The 21305-nt window shown below is 40.9% G+C and carries 19 protein-coding genes; 4 read left to right on the forward strand and 15 right to left on the reverse strand.

Annotated elements, in window-relative coordinates; translation table 11 throughout:
• Positions 1-3 precede the first annotated feature (3 nt).
• From MHH40_RS06315 to MHH40_RS06335, 5 genes are all read right to left on the reverse strand, one after another.
• Positions 4-531: a YfiT family bacillithiol transferase gene (locus MHH40_RS06315; protein WP_003217850.1), complete on the reverse strand. Its 528-nt coding sequence runs from the start codon at positions 529-531 to the stop codon at positions 4-6.
• The gene (locus tag MHH40_RS06320) at positions 528-1553 is read right to left on the reverse strand and encodes a zinc-binding alcohol dehydrogenase family protein (protein ID WP_050944753.1); all 1026 of its coding nucleotides are present in this window, start codon (positions 1551-1553) and stop codon (positions 528-530) included. The genes MHH40_RS06315 and MHH40_RS06320 overlap by 4 nt, the downstream gene beginning before the upstream one ends.
• 90 nt (positions 1554-1643) lie before the next feature.
• Positions 1644-2147, reverse strand: a complete 504-nt coding sequence (locus MHH40_RS06325) for a hypothetical protein (protein WP_050944754.1) — start codon at positions 2145-2147, stop codon at positions 1644-1646.
• A gap of 95 nt (positions 2148-2242) precedes the next feature.
• Positions 2243-2989 carry an anti-sigma factor gene (locus MHH40_RS06330; RefSeq protein WP_050944755.1) on the reverse strand — a complete coding sequence of 249 codons (747 nt, stop codon included), beginning with the start codon at positions 2987-2989 and terminating at the stop codon, positions 2243-2245.
• Entirely contained in the window at positions 2986-3552 is a 567-nt protein-coding gene (locus MHH40_RS06335) for an RNA polymerase sigma factor (RefSeq protein ID WP_050944756.1), read from the reverse strand. Before MHH40_RS06335 ends, MHH40_RS06330 begins: the two co-directional genes overlap by 4 nt.
• A 333-nt stretch (positions 3553-3885) precedes the next feature.
• Here MHH40_RS06335 and MHH40_RS06340 point away from each other — a divergent pair, with 333 nt between their 5' ends.
• Positions 3886-4212, forward strand: a complete 327-nt coding sequence (locus MHH40_RS06340) for a YnfA family protein (protein WP_050944757.1) — start codon at positions 3886-3888, stop codon at positions 4210-4212.
• A 79-nt stretch (positions 4213-4291) separates the two neighbouring features.
• Here MHH40_RS06340 and MHH40_RS06345 read toward each other — a convergent pair whose 3' ends face one another.
• The 7 genes from MHH40_RS06345 to MHH40_RS06375 form a co-directional block, all read right to left on the reverse strand.
• Entirely contained in the window at positions 4292-6007 is a 1716-nt protein-coding gene (locus tag MHH40_RS06345) for an ABC transporter ATP-binding protein (protein WP_050944758.1), read from the reverse strand.
• Positions 6008-6019: 12 nt separating this feature from the next.
• Positions 6020-6949 (reverse strand): ABC transporter substrate-binding protein, encoded by a 930-nt coding sequence (locus MHH40_RS06350; RefSeq protein ID WP_050944759.1) that lies wholly within the window; start codon positions 6947-6949, stop codon positions 6020-6022.
• A gap of 138 nt (positions 6950-7087) precedes the next feature.
• A complete protein-coding gene (locus tag MHH40_RS06355; RefSeq protein ID WP_050944760.1) occupies positions 7088-8671 on the reverse strand; it encodes a helix-turn-helix domain-containing protein in 1584 nt (527 codons plus the stop codon).
• A gap of 272 nt (positions 8672-8943) precedes the next feature.
• Entirely contained in the window at positions 8944-9987 is a 1044-nt protein-coding gene (locus MHH40_RS06360; protein ID WP_050944761.1) for an NAD(P)/FAD-dependent oxidoreductase, read from the reverse strand.
• A 153-nt stretch (positions 9988-10140) separates the two neighbouring features.
• The gene (locus MHH40_RS06365) at positions 10141-10770 is read right to left on the reverse strand and encodes a rhamnogalacturonan acetylesterase (RefSeq protein ID WP_050944762.1); all 630 of its coding nucleotides are present in this window, start codon (positions 10768-10770) and stop codon (positions 10141-10143) included.
• A gap of 150 nt (positions 10771-10920) precedes the next feature.
• Entirely contained in the window at positions 10921-11385 is a 465-nt protein-coding gene (locus tag MHH40_RS06370) for a DUF6884 domain-containing protein (protein ID WP_050944763.1), read from the reverse strand.
• Positions 11382-11930, reverse strand: a complete 549-nt coding sequence (locus MHH40_RS06375) for a VanZ family protein (RefSeq protein WP_050944764.1) — start codon at positions 11928-11930, stop codon at positions 11382-11384. Before MHH40_RS06375 ends, MHH40_RS06370 begins: the two co-directional genes overlap by 4 nt.
• Before the next feature lie 173 nt (positions 11931-12103).
• Between MHH40_RS06375 and MHH40_RS06380 the strand changes: the two genes are divergently transcribed.
• The 3 genes from MHH40_RS06380 (at position 12104) to MHH40_RS06390 (ending at position 13615) form a co-directional block, all read left to right on the forward strand.
• Entirely contained in the window at positions 12104-12682 is a 579-nt protein-coding gene (locus MHH40_RS06380) for a TetR family transcriptional regulator (RefSeq protein WP_034620888.1), read from the forward strand.
• Between the two features lie 273 nt (positions 12683-12955).
• Positions 12956-13300 carry a DMT family transporter gene (locus MHH40_RS06385; protein WP_003217798.1) on the forward strand — a complete coding sequence of 115 codons (345 nt, stop codon included), beginning with the start codon at positions 12956-12958 and terminating at the stop codon, positions 13298-13300.
• Positions 13301-13615, forward strand: coding sequence for a DMT family transporter (locus MHH40_RS06390; RefSeq protein ID WP_003217878.1), 315 nt, complete (start codon positions 13301-13303; stop codon positions 13613-13615).
• 53 nt (positions 13616-13668) lie between these two features.
• Here the strand turns inward: MHH40_RS06390 and MHH40_RS06395 are convergent, their stop codons facing one another.
• The 3 genes from MHH40_RS06395 to MHH40_RS06405 are packed head-to-tail and all read right to left on the reverse strand — an operon-like array spanning position 13669 to position 20749.
• Complete coding sequence (locus MHH40_RS06395) at positions 13669-13995, reverse strand: hypothetical protein (RefSeq protein ID WP_268493976.1); 327 nt, start codon at positions 13993-13995, stop codon at positions 13669-13671.
• A complete protein-coding gene (locus tag MHH40_RS06400; protein WP_106030229.1) occupies positions 13988-14590 on the reverse strand; it encodes a class D sortase in 603 nt (200 codons plus the stop codon). The genes MHH40_RS06395 and MHH40_RS06400 overlap by 8 nt, the downstream gene beginning before the upstream one ends.
• 21 nt (positions 14591-14611) lie before the next feature.
• Positions 14612-20749, reverse strand: a complete 6138-nt coding sequence (locus MHH40_RS06405; RefSeq protein WP_340900785.1) for a SpaA isopeptide-forming pilin-related protein — start codon at positions 20747-20749, stop codon at positions 14612-14614.
• Positions 20750-21305 lie beyond the last annotated feature (556 nt).

Raw genomic sequence — 21305 nt, forward strand, 5'->3', positions numbered from 1 at the left:
CCTTTAATTCCATTGATTTCTTTTGATTAATTCCGTGATATGGGCAAGATGATGCTTTGAGTGCCAGACGTACATACCTGTTGCATCATATAAGGACACCGTTTGTTGATCGGCTGGGTGATAATAGGATGCAGTGAAGTCTTCCTCTGACATCCCTCGAAGTAATGTAACCCATCTGCGATGCAGACTGCTGATTAAGGGCAGTGATAGGCTGATGGGCGCTTTGCTATCTGGAAGCTCGGCGAATCCCGCCTGATCATATGGACGGATGTGCGGTATTTCTTCTGTGAGCGCAAGCTTGAATCGTAAGTATGCATTCAGATGGCTGTCTGCTACGTGATGAATGAGCTGACGGACGGTCCATCCTCCAGGCCGATAGGGTGTATCCAGCTGAGCATCTGTCAATTGATTGGTGACCGTTTCATATTCTTGTGGAATCGCACCCAACTGATCAATCCATGACTCTAGCTGTTCCTTTGTTTTATTTTCAACCGGTTCATATAACCCAATCGGATATTGTAATGACGTCATACCCTCTCCCCTTTCTCAAATCCTTCTAGTACAAATTTGCCAATCATCTTTCCTTGTTCAAGGGTTTGGTGTGCCTGCTTCAAATGAGCGGCATTGATCGGACTGAGAACCTTTGTTAACGTATGCGTTAATGTCCCGTGTTCAAATAACTCAGCCACCTCTGTTAAAAGCTCATGCTGTTTGATCATGTCCGCTGTTTTGTACATAGGGCGTGTGAACATGAACTCCCATACAAATGCAGCACTTTTATTTTTGAGTAATTGAATGTCTAGGTTGTGCTGATTCTCGACAATGGTACAGATCGTGCCTTGCGGTTTGATGGCTTCTGCCATGCCTTTGAAGTGTCCGTCTGTATCATTTAGGCATAAAATAAAATCCACTTCGCCTATTCCTTTTTCGTGGAGCTGCGCGAGAAGCGGCTCATGATGATCAATGATATGATCAGCACCTAATGACAGACACCACTCTTTTGTTTCAGGTCTTGATGCGGTGGCGATTACAGTGGCATTTGCTAATTTGGCTAGTTGGATGGCGATAGAACCTACTCCGCCTGCACCGCCGATGATGAGCAGTGTTGCCCCTTCTGCATTTCGCTTCATATGCATCCGGTCAAATAACGCTTCATATGCCGTAATTGTCGTCAGAGGCATCGCGGCTGCTTCTGCAAAGGAGAGATTGGCAGGCTTTTTTGCCACAATCCGTTCATCCACAAGCTGATACTCACTATTTGAGCCTTGACGCGTGATATCTCCCGCATAGTACACTTGATCACCAGGCTGAAATAATGTACACGCTTCGCCAACTTCAACAACCGTACCGCTTGCATCATAGCCAAGAATTTTCAGTTTTTCTTCCTTCTGATCCTTCGGTGATCTCACCTTCGTATCAACTGGATTCACTGACACAGCCTCTACCTTCACCAGTATATCCCTGCCCGTTGCTTTAGGCTTTTCTACTTCCTGATCCATCAAGCTTTGCTCATGCTCAATCGGTAAGTACTCCAATAGTCCAACAGCTTTCACTCGCTCGCACTCCCTTTCACCATGCTTCTTTTCCACATTTTATCATAATTTTCTGATGTTTATGGATAGATCAAACGAGTGATTGCACATTTAGGACCCTTTCAAAGCCTTTCGCTCCCTCGCTATATAAGAAGGACGAGCTCTTTGCCATGAAGGAACATAGGAGAACCAGCTTTTGGATTTAAAAAATAGCTGAACGTAATAAAACTGGATGTGCTGAAGGAAAAAGATCATTAATAGAAAAATAGCTAGTGACAGAGTTAGGCTATCAGCTGCCCCTTGCATCCATTTAGTGATAAAGAAAATAACAAAACCGATCATCATCATTTGTTCCAGCCTTTGCATGATCTGGGTCAAGACATGTCCTCGTTTCGATAGATCACCAGACTGGTGCTTCCTGATCTTTCTCAATTTATAAAACCATATGGTACATTCTACTAAGTTATGAGTCATAAAAAGAGCGATGAGGGCGATCAATAAAGGTGATGGGGTATAAAGGACTTGAGCAACGAACGGAAACACTAAAAAATAGCATGCAATACATGCGTGTCTCACTGATAAGAGAAATAGTTCTTTTTCTATGTATGGTTTCATCTGTTTCACCTCCATATGTACTACGTCTTATCTGCCAAAAAGTTCCCTTTGCCTATCAAAAAAGGATGCCCAAAGGCATCCTTCCTGAATCACATTTAAAATGCAGCGCTTAGTACGACAGGTCCTTGCGGCAGTTTGTTATCCTTTTTTGGTTCAAGGGTGACTGCCACGGTATCCCATGATTCGCTCGCTTCTTTTTCTGATAATGCATAGGTGACGGTTCCTTCTCCTTTGTTATCTGTTTTAAAGGCACCAGCTGGTACCGGTTGATCTCCTTTAATGAGCCACACTTGATAAACAGCAGATGAATCAAGCTGATCCTTTAATCCGTCTGCACTCACCACCAGCTCTTTTTTGCCGTTATGCTCAATCACTGAAAAAGCACCCGTTGTTTTTGGTGATGCGGCTGATGCCAGTGATTTTGTCGCCACAACCCTGACAGGTTCTTCCGCCTGTTCTTTTCCATTCGATAAGAAATACACGTTTCCAGCTGCTGAAATAAGAAGCAGTGCGGCAACAAGTGGCAATAGCCATTGGTTACGTTTCTTTTGCAGTGGTTTCATCTCGTTTGGTTCATGTGCTGCCTTGAGGTCTTTTCTATGGCTATTCTTTTCTTCGATCGTCTCTTCTTCAAACACCTGGGATAAAATACGGTCTTTCATCCCTGCCGGAGGTGTTTGGTCATCTGCTAGAAATGGAATATCAGACATGAGCGATGTCAATTCTTCAAGCTCTTCTTTGCAAGCTGAGCAGTTCTTGAGGTGCTCTTCAAATTGTGCTTTTTCTTCTCCTTGTACATGCCCGTTGAAATAATCAATCACTTGATGTTTACACTGAGTCATGCCTCTTCCTCCTTTCCTCCGCGAGACAGTCTCGTCCGTAAGTGCTTCAATGACAATCGAACTCTTCCCTTCACCGTTCCAATGGGGATGCCTAGTTTTTCAGCAATGCTTTTTTGTGTCATTCCTTTAAAATAGACATCTTCTATGATGGTTTGCTGTTCTTTTGACAATGTAGATACTGCTTCACGTATGATTTGTTTTTCCTCGTTCCATTCAACTTCCTTTGATACATCTTCTTGATGATCGGCTAAATATTCAATATGCTCATCTTCTAGTGCCGTTTCGTTCCGGTGCTTTCTTAGGAGATCGATGGCTGTGTTGCGTGACATCATGAATAACCACGAGGAGAATTTGCCTTTATCCGTATGGTATTCTCCTATACCGCGCCAGAGCTTGATAAAGACTTCTTGCAGCACTTCCTCCGCAAGCTCACGACTTCCAGTCATTTTATAAATAAACGAATATAACACACGTTCATAGCGATCATACAGCACTTCAAGCGAAGGCTTGTGACGATCAAATTTGATCTTGTGATACAGCTCAGAATCTTTCAGTGTATCCATGGTCATCTCCTTCCTTTTTCATGAGAAAGAGCATGCTGCATTCATCATGAAATCCTTCACGTATTGCTTATCACTCGATTTGCTGAAATAAGCCTACTTTGTACTTTACTCTTTTTTAAAGGAGAAAAAAAGAGCGCCGAAAAAGGAAGTGTGCTCCTCATGAGAATGTACTTACTGTACGAAAAGCAAGGCCATTTGGATCACTTCTATCTGAAAAGTCAAGAATCCATGTGTTTCCATTCTCTGTTCCGTTGATTTTAGCAAACTCTCATGTCCCTCACAATGTCAACATGTCATAATAGAAGGTAACGAAATGAATTGGAGTGTCCTTACATGATGTTGACGATCGTTCTTTTTTTATTAGCAGGAATAGCAGAAATTGGCGGCGGCTATCTTGTGTGGCTTTGGCTGCGCGAAGCCAGACCTGTCAGCTATGGAATCGCCGGCAGCCTTATCCTCGTCGCTTATGGGGTCATCCCTACCTTCCAGCAGTTCCCGACTTTCGGACGGGTTTATGCGGCCTATGGCGGTGTGTTTGTGGTTCTTGCTGTGTTTTGGGGCTGGTGGGTCGATCGAAAAACGCCTGATTTGTACGATTGGGTAGGCGCTCTTATTTGTTTAATAGGTGTGAGTATGATGCTCTTTGCCCCTAGAAACTAGGGAAAAAGATTGCAATACATGTCATGAGAAAAAAGCCGGCGCTCTTTTGCCGGCTTTCACATTTCTTCTAATGGACTTTTTATGCCCCGAATTGTGTTTCATAAAGGCGCTTATATAAGCCATTTTGCGTTAGTAATGTTTTGTGATTTCCTTGCTCTGCAATGCCACCTTTTGTCACAACAACAATTCGATCTGCATGTTGAATAGTTGCAAGGCGATGCGCAATGACTAGCGTCGTTCTACCTTCTGAAAGCTCTTCTAGTGATCGTTGGATCGAAGCCTCTGTTTCAGTATCTAGTGATGAGGTCGCTTCATCCAGTATTAAAATAGGTGGATTTTTCAGGAAAATACGTGCGATTGATACACGCTGCTTTTGTCCACCTGACAGCTTGACGCCTCTTTCACCAATCATTGTCTCAAGACCTTCGGGCAGGGATTCGACGAGTTCTTTTAGCTCTGCTTTTGACACTGCCTGCCATATTTCATCCTCAGTTGCATCAAGTTTTCCATAAAGAATGTTCTCTCGAATGCTCCCATTAAATAAATAGACGTCTTGTTGGACTATTCCAATTTGTTGGCGCAGTGAAGACAGCTTCATCTGTCTACTATCAATGCCGTCTATCGTAATGGTTCCAGATTGCCATTCATAAAACCTTGGTAATAAACTGCATAGCGTGGATTTACCAGCACCGGAAGGACCTACTATGGCAACCGTTTCCCCTTGTTTGATCTCCAGATTAATATGCTCAAGGATCAAACTGTCCTTCTCATAACCAAAGCTGACATCATGAAATGTAATTTCACCTTTTAGCCCATCGACATGAATCGCATCAGGGACGTCCTTTTCGTCTGGGGCTTGATCTAAGAGCTTAACAAATCGCTTAAAGCTTGCGACTCCCTTTGGATACGTCTCAATGACTGAATTAATTTGTTGAATAGGTCCTAAAAAGATTCCAGACAGCAGGACGAATGAAATGAATTCGCCATAGGTCATATTCTTTTGCATCACAAACCATGTCCCGCATACAAGTCCAAAGATGGTGACGCCCTTCATAAGCAGGTGACTAATTGAAGCGTGTAATGCCATCATTTTGTATGTGGTTAATTTCGTTTGTTTAAACTGTTCATTGTGTTCAATAAAGCGATCCACCTCGTGCGTTTCATTCCCAAATGCCTTCACTACTCGAATTCCGCTCACATTATTCTCAACCCTTGCATGGAATTGACCAATACTTGAAAACATGTGATCAAAGGCAATCGACATTTTCTTCGTAAAATAAACCGATAGCCCTATTAAGAATGGGACAATGAGAAACGTGAGGACGGCAAGCTGCCAATTAATTGATAGCATCAAGGCAAATGCACCTGTAAGAGTCATCATTGCAATAAATAAATCTTCAGGACCGTGGTGAGCGATTTCACCAATATCCATTAAATCGTTTGTCATGCGTGAAACAAGCTTTCCTGTTTTCTTTTGATCAAAGAATCGAAAAGACATTTTTTGTACGTGGGTGAATAGCTGACTTCTCATATCTGTTTCAATATTGATACCTAGCTTATGTCCGAAATAAGTCACCACATAATTCATTGCTGAGCTGACAACATAGACTGCCAGTAAAATTCCACTCCAGATGAGAATCATTTCCCAGTTTCTGTTTGGGAGAAGGTCATCTACAACCATACTGATCGCGAGTGGAAATGATAATTCAAGTAGTGCCGCTATGACGGCACAGGAAAAATCTAATATAAACAGCCCCATATATGGCTTGTAATAGGAGAAAAATCGTTTTAACAAAAAGCAGCCCCCTTACTTCTGAGATAATTCTGTCAATATCTCAACGTATTTTTCTGCTTGATTGGCGATAGCTATTGGATCAAATGGCCAGAAATACGTAATATCCAAGTCATGTACTTGATTCTTTTTCACCGCTTTTAAGCTTTTCCATATTGAATTGTTCTTATCGAACGTACCTCCGTTGGCTTCATCAACAAATATATAATCACCTGCATATTTTGGTAGCACTTCATATGAAATATGTTCAAATCCTGACTTTCCATTTAAAACAGTGTCTGCAACATCTTTTGGCGGCTGAAGCTGCAATTGTTCATAAAGTGCTTGTCCACCTCGATAGATACCATTCCCATACACATAGACATCATTTTTAAATGCACCCAAGATTGACACTGTTTCGCCTTCTTTGATGACTGTTTTCACTTTCTTTCTAGCAGCTTCTATACGTTGATCAAATTTTTTCAAAAACGCTTTTCCTTCTTCTTCTTTATTCAAGATGCTGGCTAATGTAGTGATCTCTTCTTGTGAATTTTTAAATACACCGAACGGATAAACAATCGTTGGGGCAATCTTTCTGTAGACGTCAAGTACCTTTTCATCGTCTACAGCTGAAATGATGAGGTCTGGTTTTAAGCTTGCCACCTTTTCGGCGGAGCGTTCATCACTAATGTCTGCCACACCATCCACTTTGCCTTTGAGATGTATGTTTTTTAAATCTTGTGTTGTGGCACCAACCGGTTTTACCCCTAGTGCAACAGCACTACCCAAATAGCCATCTACGAGAATACGCTTTGGATTTGCTGGAATCTCGACCTTGCCTTTCACTGTGTCAACCGTTTTTGTTTTTTCTTCGGCTTTTTTACTTTCTTCCTTTTGACCGCAGGCTGCTAGTGCGAATAACAACACTAAAGCTATTAAACTAAGAAATATGCCTTGTTTTTTCATAACTTCTTTTCTCCTCCATATCATGATGAATCACTGAGAATCATTATCATTTATTTGTCTCTCGTATTCTATCAACCGCTTGTCTATCGGTCTATGGATAATCGTCATAACTTGTTTATGGACAATTGTTAGATACTCTTATTCTTTTATTAAAAATTGAGAGAATCGTTTCATGATTTCTATCGCCCGTTCCCCTTCACCAAATCTAAATTCTTCTAGTTTTAACAGGTAGAATGTATTATTTTGCACTGCGGGTAAATTACGCAGGACATCACTTTCCTTCATACGTTTGTCCATATGTCTGTACCATCCATTCCGAACAGCCACAATAAAAAACATATGATCTGCTGCATAATCTGCTAAACGCTCAAGCGGAATCACAACATGTTTATCCGGTTTCAGCACCTCCTCTTGAATGGCTTCAGGGGGCTTCAACCCCAACGTTTTATATAGGTTGATTGCTCCTCTCGCATGAAAAGACCACATATACACCTTGTCATGTCCCCTTACTTCATATAAAGCAACCGTTTCCTTTTTTTTCAAAAATGGCGTCAAGCGAGCTCTTTCCTTCTGTGCTTGCTTCTCATAACGCTCCACCCATTGCTTTGCTTCTTCGCTCCTTCCGATGAGGCTACCTAAACAAAGTACCTCCTCTACAGGACTCAGACGACTATATGGAAAAACAAGCACAGGAGCGATTTTCTCCATGCGTTTCATCCATTCTATGTTTGTATAGAAATAATCAGGCATTAAAATGAGGTCTAAGTTCATGTCCTTCAAAACGTCGTCAGGTGTATGCTCATGAATGACGATAACATCACTGAGTTGACCTTGAAGCACATCTGAATAAAGAGCAATATCTTCTTCCATGCAAATTGGTTTCACTCCAAGCGCAAGCAAAGAGCCTACAAACTGAAAAGCGGCAATTCGTTTTGGTTGGCGGCTCAGTCGATACTGACTAGGCGATCTGCCCGTTTTTTGACGAAATTTTCTGCTGAAATAGAGGCTATCAGTATAGCCTACTCTTTGTGCAATCGCCTGAACCTGTTCATCGGTTTTGAACAATAGCTTTTTTGCTTCATCTATTCGAATTTGTGCAATATAATCTGTGACACTCATTCCAACGCTTTTCTTAAAAAAAGTAGAGAAATAGCTTTCATTAAAGCCCATTTTATGTGCTAAGTCCTTACGGGTCAGTTCTTGTTGGTAATGCTCTGCAATGTATTGAAGAATCATTTGAATTGAATAATGATCAGCATCAGTTGTTTTTTCATTTTGTTGCTGGAATATTTGCAGTACTAGCTTTAGTAGCTTCACTTGGCTACTTTCTGAATAAGAGGGGTCACTTAAACGTTTAATATGATGAAATAATACCGGTGAGCCCATCACCACTTGCCCGTTATCAGGCAGGGTATCATAATTGATTTTATAAATTAATTCATCATCAGCATCATTTGTGAGCATGTAATGTTCAAATGAAACAGCAAAAATTGTGACTTGCTGATTAGATAAAGAACGGATGACAACGGGGATGTGAGATCGTATAAACAGGCTATCCCCACCGTCAAGCTCGTACTCCATTCCTTCTAGCTGAATGACAACGGTACCATCAGCTGTTAAAACGCTTGGAGATTTTGTCTGCCATCTGTTCGTTTGTTTTGCTTTCAGACACATCTGAACTTTCTTTTTCATATGTAGCATCGTTTCCATTTGTGCGTTCATCTTCAGATACCTCCTTTCAGCGATAAAAAAGGTGATGCCGTTGCGGCACCACCCCAGCGTGTAGACAAACCCTCGCATTCGTTGTCAGATCTGCGCGCTGGTGCTCACGAATGTTGAATTCGCTCCGCTCCAGTGCTCGATCTTCCTAGACTTCAAGGGTTTTCAATTCACGCTGAAAAGAAGACAAAGGGCTAAAATAAAAATCATTTTAGCCCTTTGTCAACAATCTGAGGTGATGCCGTTGCGGCACCACCCTTCTTGTTTTGTTTTTTTTAGCGATTCGCACCGGCTGCTAGCAATTCTTTGTTTTTTTCCTTAAAACGTTCATTATGAGAAGATACATACGCCACTTTCTCCGCATCTGGTTCGATATATAATTTCGCACTATTTAGTGCGTTCACACCATCTACAAACGTTCCTGCAATCAAGCGGACCTTGCTTTTATGTGTACATAAATCACCTACTGCATACACACCTGGTAAATTGGTCTCCATCTGCTCATTCACTTCAATGAGTCCCCATTCACCTTGCTTTAATCCCCATTCTGCAAGAACACTTAAATCGCCTTTCATGCCGTGGTTGACAATGACTGCGTCTGTTTCAATACGTTCTTTTTCACCTGTTTCTAAATGCTGAACAGTGACAGCTTCGATTTCTTTTCCGTTACCATGTAGGTCAGTTAATTCATGTGGGGTTAAAATACGTGCACTTGATGCTTTCATATTCGCCACGTTTTTTTCATGTCCACCAAACATATCTCTGCGGTGTATAACAGTGACACTTTTCGCAATTGGCACAAGGGCATTTGCCCAATCCACCGCAGAATCGCCGCCCCCAGAGATGACGACTTTTTTTCCCGCGAAGGTTTTGAGCTCCTGAACCGTATAATAAAGGTTTGTTACTTCATAGCGATCTGCATTTTCAACCTCCAGCTTTCTTTGAACTGGAATACCGTGCCCCATTGCCAAAATCAAGGTTTTGGTTAAATGGCGATCACCATTTTCGGACGTAATCAATATATTTCCATCTTCTAAGCGATGAAAGTCTGTTATTTTTTGATTTAATGCAATGACAGGTTCAAATGTTTTGGCTTGCTGTTCAAGCTGTTTAATTAATTGCTCTCCTCTTGTTGGCACTAATCCACCTACATCCCAAATGACTTTCTCTGGATACAGTAGGATTTTCCCACCAAGGCTTTCGTTATACTCCAGTACCTTTGTCTTTAAATCCCGCATCCCACTATAAAAGGCGGTGTACATTCCTGCTGGACCGCCGCCAATAATGGTGACGTCAAACAATTCAAGCTGCTCTGTCATTTGAGTCCCTCCAGTTTTTCATCGATTGATCTATTTACAAGTGATATTGATTCTCATTATCATATGTACCTATTGTAGTCTACTCTGGTGAAGGGAATCAATAGCTTTCTGCAAAAAAAGAACAGGACGAGCGCTTTCTCGTCCTGTCATCCATCACACAATCGTTAATCCAAGGTCTTTTAATTCAAGCGAAACAAGTCTTGCAATCGCATCTGCTCCTTCTTTTGTAAAGTGCGTGCGATCCTCTACGCCTGTTGACAGCATAAAGTAAGAAGTCGTTTTCTCTATGCCGGAAATTTGATAAAATTGAAGGCTTGCCGTATTTAAATCAACAAGAAGGACTTCTTCTTCATCAGCTAGTTCTTTCATAGCGGCACAGTAATCAGGGAAATCATTGATATATTCTCCGTCTTTTTCATGAAAGCGGCCGACTGGCGTTAATAAAAGCGGTGTAGCGCCTTTCGCTCTTGCTCCGTGAATATATTGAGACAAATAGCTTTTATACGTCGTGAAAGGATCTGTATGCCGTTCGGGCTTCTCCGTTGAAGCATCATTGTGCCCCATTTGTGTAAGCAGCCAGTCCCCAGGCTGAATGTCAGCCAATATTTTATCAAGCCGTCCTTCTTCAATGAATGTTTTTGAGCTTCTTCCACCGATTGCGCGGTTGTCGACGCTCACGCCTTGCGCTGTATAGCGATGTAAAAACTCTCCCCATCCTCCTTGAACAGGACGATCCAGGTAAGATGCAACGGTTGAATCACCAGCTAAATAGATGGTTGTCATGTTCATACGCCCCCTTGTTCATATAGCCACTCTTATAAGCGATGCGGACATCCTAGTGGCTGCTGAAAAGATATGAAACAATCAGCATCGCTACTTCATTCATTCTCTTTTTAATGATCAAACCCCTGCTTACCGGTAGATGTGAATGCGTTAAATATGCGGCGGAAGTTCTACTTTTGTCTCAACGGCTTGCTTTAACGCCTGAAGCATGTAGCCAATTCCTTTATATGGAGCTAGCGGATAAATCGCTGTCTGATGAGGAAGTAATAAAGGATCGATCACCTTTCGATATTTCTTTCCACCTAGTATCACTAGTTCATCATATGCAGTGAGATGTTTTTCATGAAATTGCTGCCTTAGTGCTTCACGTGTTATCTGATCAGCATGCGGTGTACCAAAAGCCACATCATAATTTTCATGAATGATATCATCTGCTATTAGGAATCCATGCTTCGCTGATATGATCAGCCAGTCTGAAAAGAACGTTTGGGCATAGCTCTTCGTACGCTGATGCAGCGGACTTAAATAAACGAGGTTCGCTGGCTGGCTCCCTGCCTCTGGATGGACGTCCCAAATTTTCTTCGCCCCACATGGAATGATACATACTCGCTTCACTTGATTTTCTCCTTCCTTCGTCGATACATTCGATACAACATACAACCTAGCGCTGTGCCGAGTGTATTTAATAGAATATCATCAATATCGCTGCTTCTTGTAATCATACCAGATTGCGAGAATACCCATTGAAGCACTTCAATCATTGTTGACAAGAAAAAGCCAGCAAGAATCGCCTTTTGCCAGCGCAAGGTTCGGAATGCCTGATAGAGAAAAAAACCAAGTGGCACAAATAACAAAATGTTCCCTGCCAAATTTAAAAAAACAAGATTGGGATAGCCGTGATGATAGGCATGGAGATTTTGATAAATGGACTGCAAAGGCATGAGGTTGACACTCACCTGATCCCTTGGTGCGGAAAAACGATTTGGAAAGACCGTCAAATACAATAAAACATTCGTATACATAAACAGACAGGCAAGAACAATTTCTGTTCGTAAATAGATAAATCGTTTTTGCTTTTTCGCCTGTCTGTATCTCATATGTAAATAGAGCGGGACGAGCAAGAGAAAATAAGTAATGGAAAACATCGCACTGAATGTCATACGGAGAGCTGCCCCTTTCTCACATGATGCTTGACCATATTTACAGCTTATTCAGGCCTGCCCTCATCTATTCATCACTTATTCTCCTATTCAATGACGAGACACCCATATTGACAAATCGTCAGTTTTCCGCTAAACTGACTGACATTCAGTCATTTAAGGTCGGTGATGATGTGTCGAAACGAGAAAAGATTATGCTTGCTGCCATTGATGCGTTTAAAGAAAAAGGAATCGAAAAAACGACCATTTCGGATATTGTGAAAGCAGCAGGAGTGGCGCAAGGAACGTACTATTTATATTTTCCTTCAAAGCTGTCTGTCATGCCTGCTATCGCAGAACATCTGATCTCGCAGATGGTTCCCGCTATTGAAAAGGAACTGACTCAGCATGCGGATGTCCTCGATCAAGCAGATGCGCTTGTTGAATTCATCTTCTCTTTTACAAGACAATACCGTGACGTCCTTGCTCTAACCTACTCAGGTTTAGCTGCCACGGAGCATTTAAAGGAATGGGAAGATATTTATGAGCCGATTTACAAATGGGTCGCTGCTTTTTTAGAAAAAGCAAAGCAGGACAAAAGGGTCCGTGCGAATTTGAACTGTCAATATGCAGCCAAATTCATTATCGGTTTACTTGAATCGTCTGCTGAGCAAATGTACTTATTTACAGAAACAGATACAGAAGAGGTTCTGATTCAAAAGCGAGAGGTGAAGCAATTTCTTCTTTACGCACTTGGCATAGAGACACCTTAACTTAGTACAGCACTTGCTGTACGGCGTGTAGACAAACCCGCGCATTCGGTGTCAGTCCTGCGTGCTGGTGCTCACGAATGTCAAATTCGCTCCGCGCCAGTACTCGTCCTTCCTAGACTGCAAAGGTTTTCTATCACGCTGAAAAGAAGACAAAGGGCTAAAATAAAGTTCATTTTAGCCCTTTGTCAACAATCTGAGTACAGCACTTGCTGTATGTTCTTTTTTGGTTTTAAAATGACGAATCGTCAGTTTTGAGTTTTAGGAGGAAATACGATGAAAAAAAGCTGGATGTATGTCGCACTCACTTGTTTATTCGAATTACTTTGGGTGTTTGGTTTAAATAGAGCTGATGCGGTGTGGGAGTGGGCGATCATTATCTGCCTGATCCCGGTTGATTTTTATTTTTTAATGAAAGCCTGCGAGAAGCTGCCGACAGGGACCGTGTACGCCGTGTTTGCCGGAGTTGGAACGATTGGTACGTCTTTGATGGATTACGCGCTGTTCGGCGGTTCGTTTTCATTAGAAAAGCTCTTATTTATGGGCATTTTAATTCTCGGCATTATTGGACTGAAAGTGTCTGATGGAGATGCACATGAGCAGAAAGGAGAAGCGGTATAAATGGGCTGGTTTTTTGTACTATTAGCCTCTGCCTGCGAAATCGGCGGAACCATTGGCCTCAATATGTTTAGTAAGAAAAAGCAAATCACGACAGGTATTTTATTTGTCGGCGGATTTGCCCTATCCTTTTTGTTTTTATATGCCTCGTTCTCTTCCGTTCAAGTATCCGTTGCCTATACGGTCTGGATTGGACTTGGAACGGCGGGCTCTGTCTTGTTTAATATGATTCTATTTAAAGAACCGAAAAACATGATTCGTATACTCAGCTTGCTGCTGATTGTGATTGGCGTCGTTGGGCTGAAGTTATTTGCGTAATTGAATGACAAAAAAGGAAGGGAGTCAAAGCCCCTTCCTTTTTTAGTTCTCGTTTAATGTGGATCATGCTGCTCAAGCAAGAGATCCATTGCGTAAATCGATTCGCCTTTCTCATCTAATAAAAAGTACACTATCAAAGGCTCTCCAAAAGCTGCTGTTTGCTGCGTAAACAACACACAGGTGAATTTTTCGATACCAATTGGAAGCTTTCTTTTTAATATAGGATGAAGAATAGGCGAAGTCCGAATTGTATCTACATCAACATCCCAACGTTCGTTTTTTAATGTTGGATAATGCTCTGATAACAATTGGTGTAACATGTCGGTCGTGAGCGTTGCTTTTCCATTGTATCCATCATCTATTATATTGGTGTTATACATCCGACGGTTGCTCACCCTTTGAAGCATTGATTCGTATTCCTTTTAAGACAAATCGTTTCTGACCATCAAGAGTACAAGTGATCAATGTCAGTTCATTTTTCCCGCGATCCTTTAGTACATCAACATCCGTCGGTTCAATCGTAGCTGAGCTGACAATTTTATATTCATATGTTTCAGCTTGATGATGTAAGACGACTTTTTCTCCCTTCGGCACCTCTGGCAGCTGCCTGAAAAGCCGGTCGCCTTTATACCCTCTATGGCCTGCAATCGTGAAATTTCCTTCACCTGGCATTTGATGAGATTTGATCTGAGTCAGTGCAATACCTAAATTTTCTTTTGAAGTAACAGGAAGCACTTTTTCGTTTAAATCAATTGACGGGATCTCTAGCTCCATCACATCTCGAAGGTCTTCTTCTGACACAGTTAGATGTGGAATAGAAGAAAGGGCATCACTGTCATTTTCTTCAATCATCTTTAATGCCTGTTCCATTGCTGCTGTCTCTTGAGAAGTTCGCCACTCATATATAAAAGGAACGGAGATGAGCATTAGCCCCGCGACCACCAAAAAGCTGCCTAATAAGGTTCTTTTTTTCATCAATATACTCGTTCCTTCCTTTTACTGAATGGCTCTTCTTCTAATAACAAGAAGAACAGTTCCAGAAACTACTAGTAAAATCCCTGCATACATCATATAACGCAGCCATTCTTCTCCAGTCTTTGGCAGCTCACCGTTTGAGTCATGAGGTGGATGTTGATCCCCTTTAGGTGAGGCTGGAGGATTCGTGTGGTCCTCTTCATTCTTCACTGGAGCATTTTTCACAATCAATGTCTTGATCTCCACTTCGCCCATTTGAATTGTAAAGATGAGTGGTTTCTTTAAAGCTACATAACCATTTGGAGCTTTCGTCTCTGTGAGTGTATATTCACCAGGTTTAAGCCCTTTGACAATGGCTTCTCCGTCTTTTCCTGTTGTCACAGATTTTATGGTTTTCCCGGCTTTTGTACGAATGTCAAAGGCTGCACCTTTTAAAGCTCTATCTGTCTGCTGGTCTACCTTTATGATACGCAGACTTCCTAAGATCAAGTGATTCTTCGCTGTTAATTGAAGTGGCTTCTGCTGATTTTTTTCAATTGTAAACAGGATCGGCTTATGGTCCAATTGATAGCCATGAGGTGCTTTCGTTTCAACGAATTGATATTCTCCCGGTTTTAGATCGTTGATGCGAAGCTTTCCTTTTTGATCGGTTACAAGTGATTTCTTCAACGTTTTCCCTTCTTTACTCAAAAGAGCAAACTCTGCATTTTCGAGCGTATGTCCCTCATCATCCACTTTGGTCAGTTCCACTGCTCCCGGCGTCAGTTTGTTGATCATTTCTACTTTGGCTGGTTTGTCTTGACCTAAACGGATCGTAAATGAGACAGGTGTCTGATCCAATTCATAGCCGGCAATGCTTGCTGTTTCGACAAATTGATAGGTTCCTGGCTTCAGTTGATCGACTGTCAGTTGACCGTTTTTGTCTGTCTTTAAGTCTTTCTTCACACGCTGATCGTGCGCATCAATCAGGTCAAAGGTCACGCCAGCGAGCAACTGACCATCCTCCCCTTTTTTCTGAAGCTTCACAGCACTTGTCGTCCGAATATTTTCTTTTGTCACTTTCACCAGTTGATTTGGATTGAAATCAATCTTAAAGTCTACTGGTTCTGCATCAAGTTTATGTCCAAAAGGAGCCTTCGTTTCAACCAATTGGTAAGCGCCTGGTTTCAAATCGTTGACAGTGATGATGCCTTTCTCGTTGGTTGTTAAACCTGACATCAATTCTTTACCATCGTCATTGAAAAGTGTAAATTCTGCGCCCTTCAATCTTTCTTTTTCTTCCCCTATTTTTGTTAGTTCTACAGAACCTTTCTTGAGCTGATTGATGGCCTCCACTTGAATCCATTCTTTTTGACCTAATTCAACTTGAAAGACAAGTGGTTTCGCACTCAATTCATAGCCTTCAAGACTCTTTCTTTCAACAAATTGATAGGTTCCAGGTTTTAGACCTGTGAAGGTGATTTCTCCATCCTGATTGGTTGTAATCCCTTCTCCTCCTGCCACTATCTTTCCTTTGGCATCAGATAGATCAAAGACAACCCCTTCTAATGATTTCCCATCTTCGCCTTTTTTGTGTAACAGCACTCCGCCTGTTGTACGGCTATTTTCTTTTGTCACACTGACCAGCTTCTCAGGGTTAAATGGAATAGCAAAAGTGACAGGTGTTTCGTCAAGCTCATGACCGAATGGAGCCTTCGTTTCAACAAACTGATAGGTTCCAGGTTTAAGATCGTTGACGATAATTTCCCCGTTCTGATCAGTGACGAGACCTGTTTTCATCTCTTTTCCATTTGCATCTACAAGCTTGAATTCTGCTCCTTCAAGCACTTCATTCTTTTCACCAAGCTTCGTGAGCTGGACAGCTCCAGTTTTGAGATCATTGATCACTTTGATCTCTGCCGGTGTTTTTTGTGCGATTTCGATGGTAAACGGATAAGGTTTATTTTTCTTTTGATAACCATCAATACTCTCTGTCTCTACAAGCTGATATTTGCCCGGTTTGAGGTTATCGACCAAAAGCTTCCCATCTTTATCTGTTGTCAAATCTTTACGCACAACTTCGTCATTTTGATCCGTGATTTCAAATCGAACACCTTGAAGCTGCTTGCCATCTTCCCCTTCTTTCACCACTTCTAATGCACTTGTTTCGTATAGGTTCTTTTGTGAAATGATGACTGGTTCTGTTGGATCGAGTGGTACTTCAAATTTGATTGGTGTTTCATCTAATACATAACCATCGGGTGCTTTTGTTTCAATGAGCTGATACGTACCCGGTCTTAGTTCGTTTAACGTGATCTTGCCATTTTCTCCTGTGACAAGCGAACCATTTAGCTCATGCCCGTCTTGATCTAAGAGCTTGAACTGTGCACCTTCTAGTCTCTCTCCGCTTTCACCTATTTTGCTCAATTCAGCAGAGCCTTTGATGATGTCATTTACTGCAGTGACAATCGTTGTTTCTGTTTGATTTTCTTTGATTGTGAACGGCCATTTTTGCTGATTTAATTGATAGCCTTTCGGTGCGTTTGTCTCAACAAAATAATAGGAACCTGGCTCAAGATGTTTGAAAAGAATTTCTCCTTTTTCGTCCGTTTTCAAATGGGTTTGGACGGTATCTCCAGATTCATTTTTCAGTTCAAATTCAGCATTCTCTAATGCCGCACCCGTCTCTTTGTCTTTTTTCGTTAACTTGACATGCTGGCGGATTTCTTGGTTCTGCACCGTCATGCTATTTCCTGTTTTCGCTTGATCTCCTGATTCGTAGGGCTGATCAATCGTTACATTGATTGGTTCCTTCGTCTTAATATAACCATCAGGTGCTTTCTCTTCTGTCACGATATAGTCACCATACAGAAGACGATCAAATCGAAGAGCTCCTTCTTCATCTGTTGTCTTTGTTCCAATGACGATACCGCTCGCAGCATCTGTCAGAGAAAAGCTTGCTCCTTTTAGCGCTTTTCCACTACTCGCGTCTACCTTTTTAATGGTTAAAGCGCCAATCGCTCCTGTGCCATCTCCCATACCAGCGGTGCGTTTGACCACAATTGAGGCTTCGGATTCCTTTTTGATTTCTTTTACATTTTCACCTCTAAACGTTACTTCGTTTTGAAGTGTACTTCCCACCTTATCTAAAATGAGAGATTGGTATTCTAAAATATATGGTCTCGTGATTTCTTCTTTAAATTTGATTTGAAAAGAATCTGGATCGAATTCAAGGTCTAGTTCATAGTCCTTCCCTTTTTCCAGCTCTTCCTTTTTGGTCACTTGCCCCTTTTCATCTATTGTCGTCGAATAGAGATGAAATGAGTTTTCTATTATCGCTTGGTTACTGCTCGGATGGTCTATAATCGTCGCATCTTGGACTGTTGATTGGCCAAAGTTGATATTGAGTTTCCAATCAATGACTTTCCCTTGCTGATTTCCTGATTTGCTTGTGTATTTCCCTCCATTTGGAATGGACACCACAGCATTTACGTCTGATTCTTTCGTCTTTCCATCATAAAGGGTCGCTTTATTTTCATAGGTTTTCTGTACTAAATCCATTCCTTCAACACTTGTTTGATACGTGATTTTGTATGGGGAATCAATGGCATGTTTGAAAATGACTTCGAAGCCTGATTCTCCTTTTTCATTTTCAAGGAATTTGATGTCATAATGTTCTTTCGCTAATACCTCTTTTTCTTCCGCCCCATTTTCCCCGCCTTGTAAATCAAGCGAGTAGACGATGATTGAATCTTTAAGCAAACGCTGATTTCCTTGAATGAAATCCTCGATTTTCGCCTCTTCTAAATGTTTCAAGTTATAGTTCACACCGATATTCCATGTGATCTCTTTTTTCTTTGCATCATATGTTCCGTTCTTAAAACCATTTGACTGCGTGTATGTGTCAGGCGTGAAGACAGACTGATTTTCCTTCGTCAAATCCTTGCCATCTTCATTTATCCATTCAAGCTTTACATGATTACGCAGGTTCTTTTGATCTTTATCTGCTCTTTTTTCATAATCAAAAGACGTTGTATATGTGACGGTATGTTCTGTCTTGATTTCTTTCGTAAATTGAATATCAAATCCATTTGCATGTTCAACTATTTGATAATCTGTGCCTTCTTCAAGCACTGTATTACCTGTTGTCACTTTTAAACTATCTTTTTGCAGCGTCAATCCTTCGTTTGTAAACGTATCTTTTAATATCACGTTGTTCATGGTTTGTTGATCTTTGTTGAAGGTGATACGCCATGGAATGGTCTTGTTCTTGTAATTCGGTGTTCCATGATTTTTCGTTAGGATTTGTTGGTCAATTCTTTGCTTCCCTTGTTTGCTCTCTTTGCCAGCTGTTACAGTATTGATAATCTCTTCAGCTTCGAAAATCCGCTCGGTTGCTTTTGTTTGATATGTGATGAGATAAGCCGATTGAATATCTTGATTGAATTGCAAGGTAAACCCGTTTTGTTCATCCTTTTTTTGAGGTTGAACCACATAATGTTCAAATGCTTTTGTTCCTGATTCTTTGCCATTCTGATCAATTGTCACTTCCTTGACTTGAAATGAATCAGAAATCAGCGCCTGTGTGCCATTAAAGAAGTCTTCTAACAAAGCATCCTTTTCAGCAATCTTTTTTTCGTTATAGTTGTAACGAATTTCCCACGTAATTGTTTGTGTGACTGGATCGTAGTGGGCGGCTTTTTTATTTAAAGGACTGCCTCTTGTCACATTCACTGTTCCTTCTGCTGAACTAATCACTTTATCAGCAGAGACAAGGGACGCTTTATTACGAAACGCAGACTGATCTTGATTCGTAATGTCCGTTTCATACATTAAACGGTAAGCTAGATGCACGTCATCTTTAAATTCAATCGTGAAATCTTGACCATCTGCTGTTTGGCCAATTGTGTAGTGGTTTTCGTCAAGCAGCTGACCAAGCGATGTTTCACCATTTAGCTTTGTATCAACACGATAAAGCTTGATTGAATCTTTCTTTAACGCTTGACCTTCTTGAATCGGATCTAAAAGTCTCGCTTGTTTCACATCGTCTAAGTCCATATTAAAATCGACTGTCCATTGAATGGTTTCAGCATTGTAAGATCGATTTGGTTCTCCCTTTTTAGAGACGTTTGGACCATTTGGAATGTATTGAATCGGGATCGATATCGTATCTTTGCCTTCAATCGGGGTTATGACCACTTCTTTTTCTTCAGTAATGACTGTTTTTTGATCTAATTGCGTCCATACTTGGAGTGTTCCATGGATATTTGAATATTGTTTGATAAAATCAGTGAATTCGATGGAGGCATTTCCGCTCTCATCTACAGAAAAATAACCAATGGTTACCTGATTAAATTTCATCTCGAGACGATCGATTTTTTCATAAATCACTAATTCCTCTGGAACCTTGAAATGGAATGTATCCCCGCCATTATAGCTATGACCATTTGGGATCGCCCACTCATAGTTAATGGAAATAAGCGAGTTGATGTCAGGCTTATCAACTGAATTTCCTTCCTGATCTTCAAATATTAATTTCGCATCAGTGAGGAGATTTTCTTGTATCAGCATTTGTTTTGAAACACTTTGCAGCCCTACACGCTTAGATACGCTCACTTTGTTTTTTAGTAATTCATCTTCATCGCTTTGTTTCGTTTGAGCGGCTTCTTGATTCTTATCGTTTTTTTCAGATGAGGTTGAGTCATCTTTTGGAAGGCTTTCTTCACGCTCGTTTTGCTTTGTTTTCTCTTTTGGCTCAGCTATACTGGTAACATCTATGTTTATTGATCCTTCTAAATTTGGATCAAGCTCAACATCTTCTTTAAATATGACCGTCACTTCATTTTGTTTTGAAACGGTATACTCACCAACAAGTATGTCACCCACAGTAATGGGTTCCTTCTGTTCCTTCTCTACCTGTATGGCTGAAGGAAGAGTGAGAACATACGGATATTGTTTTTTTAGATCGATTCCTTTTATCGACCAATGGACAATTGCCTTTCTGACTTGCTGATCTTCCATGTTTGATAACTTGTTTCCTTCGCTATCAGCAAACTCAATATCTCCATAAATGTTTTCTTGGCTTTCTTTTGCTTGTGCCCCTGCTAAAGGCAAGATTCCTAATATACTAGACTGTATGACTAACACCGCGATGAGAGCCAATGACAATATTCTTTTCAATACATCCACCCTTTTCTAAAATTAATTTTCAACCATGATAAAAAAATCATTTGTATACTGTCAGATCAATCACTCCGCTTCTGATCAAATATTTTCTAAAAATTTGCCCCTTAAGACCCTATGAATAAAATGAGTTGATCAATCATGAGCTTGAAAGGGAATCATGAGTAGTGGATATAATAACTGGGTAGGGGTCTATAGAAATGGGGAATAGTGAGAGGATCGTGAAAAGAATAAATGTGAATTTTTCTATTTATACTGGAATGAACAATAAATGATGTGTACATGCATATATAAGCATGTACTCACATATGGTTCGTTCATATGAAACAAGCATGTATCATATCGTATGTAAGGTGAGACAGTTCAGCATTATATAAATCGCATTCCTTTCTACTCCCTTTCATATGGTAATCAAAAAGTTGCTGCGTTTTATTCTTACATTTACCGTTTCAACAGCAAAAAAATAAACGAAATATCTAAAATGATCCATTTTTATAGGATTCATGGCTTACTTACCACTTTATAAATGAAAAATATGGAGAATCAGGGCATA

Source organism: Bacillus sp. FSL K6-2431 (assembly GCF_038005165.1).
GTDB lineage: Bacteria > Bacillota > Bacilli > Bacillales > Bacillaceae > Bacillus > Bacillus pumilus.

Bases quoted from the DNA above. Each gene is read 5' to 3' on its own strand.
- MHH40_RS06315 (WP_003217850.1), bottom strand. From the start codon at position 531: ATGACGTCATTACAATATCCGATTGGGTTATATGAACCGGTTGAAAAT.
- MHH40_RS06325 (WP_050944754.1), bottom strand. From the start codon at position 2,147: ATGAAACCATACATAGAAAAAGAACTATTTCTCTTATCAGTGAGACAC.
- MHH40_RS06330 (WP_050944755.1), bottom strand. From the start codon at position 2,989: ATGACTCAGTGTAAACATCAAGTGATTGATTATTTCAACGGGCATGTA.
- MHH40_RS06335 (WP_050944756.1), bottom strand. From the start codon at position 3,552: ATGGATACACTGAAAGATTCTGAGCTGTATCACAAGATCAAATTTGAT.
- MHH40_RS06340 (WP_050944757.1), top strand. From the start codon at position 3,886: ATGATGTTGACGATCGTTCTTTTTTTATTAGCAGGAATAGCAGAAATT.
- MHH40_RS06350 (WP_050944759.1), bottom strand. From the start codon at position 6,949: ATGAAAAAACAAGGCATATTTCTTAGTTTAATAGCTTTAGTGTTGTTA.
- MHH40_RS06355 (WP_050944760.1), bottom strand. From the start codon at position 8,671: ATGAACGCACAAATGGAAACGATGCTACATATGAAAAAGAAAGTTCAG.
- MHH40_RS06360 (WP_050944761.1), bottom strand. From the start codon at position 9,987: ATGACAGAGCAGCTTGAATTGTTTGACGTCACCATTATTGGCGGCGGT.
- MHH40_RS06365 (WP_050944762.1), bottom strand. From the start codon at position 10,770: ATGACAACCATCTATTTAGCTGGTGATTCAACCGTTGCATCTTACCTG.
- MHH40_RS06375 (WP_050944764.1), bottom strand. From the start codon at position 11,930: ATGACATTCAGTGCGATGTTTTCCATTACTTATTTTCTCTTGCTCGTC.
- MHH40_RS06385 (WP_003217798.1), top strand. From the start codon at position 12,956: ATGAAAAAAAGCTGGATGTATGTCGCACTCACTTGTTTATTCGAATTA.
- MHH40_RS06390 (WP_003217878.1), top strand. From the start codon at position 13,301: ATGGGCTGGTTTTTTGTACTATTAGCCTCTGCCTGCGAAATCGGCGGA.
- MHH40_RS06395 (WP_268493976.1), bottom strand. From the start codon at position 13,995: ATGTATAACACCAATATAATAGATGATGGATACAATGGAAAAGCAACG.
- MHH40_RS06400 (WP_106030229.1), bottom strand. From the start codon at position 14,590: ATGAAAAAAAGAACCTTATTAGGCAGCTTTTTGGTGGTCGCGGGGCTA.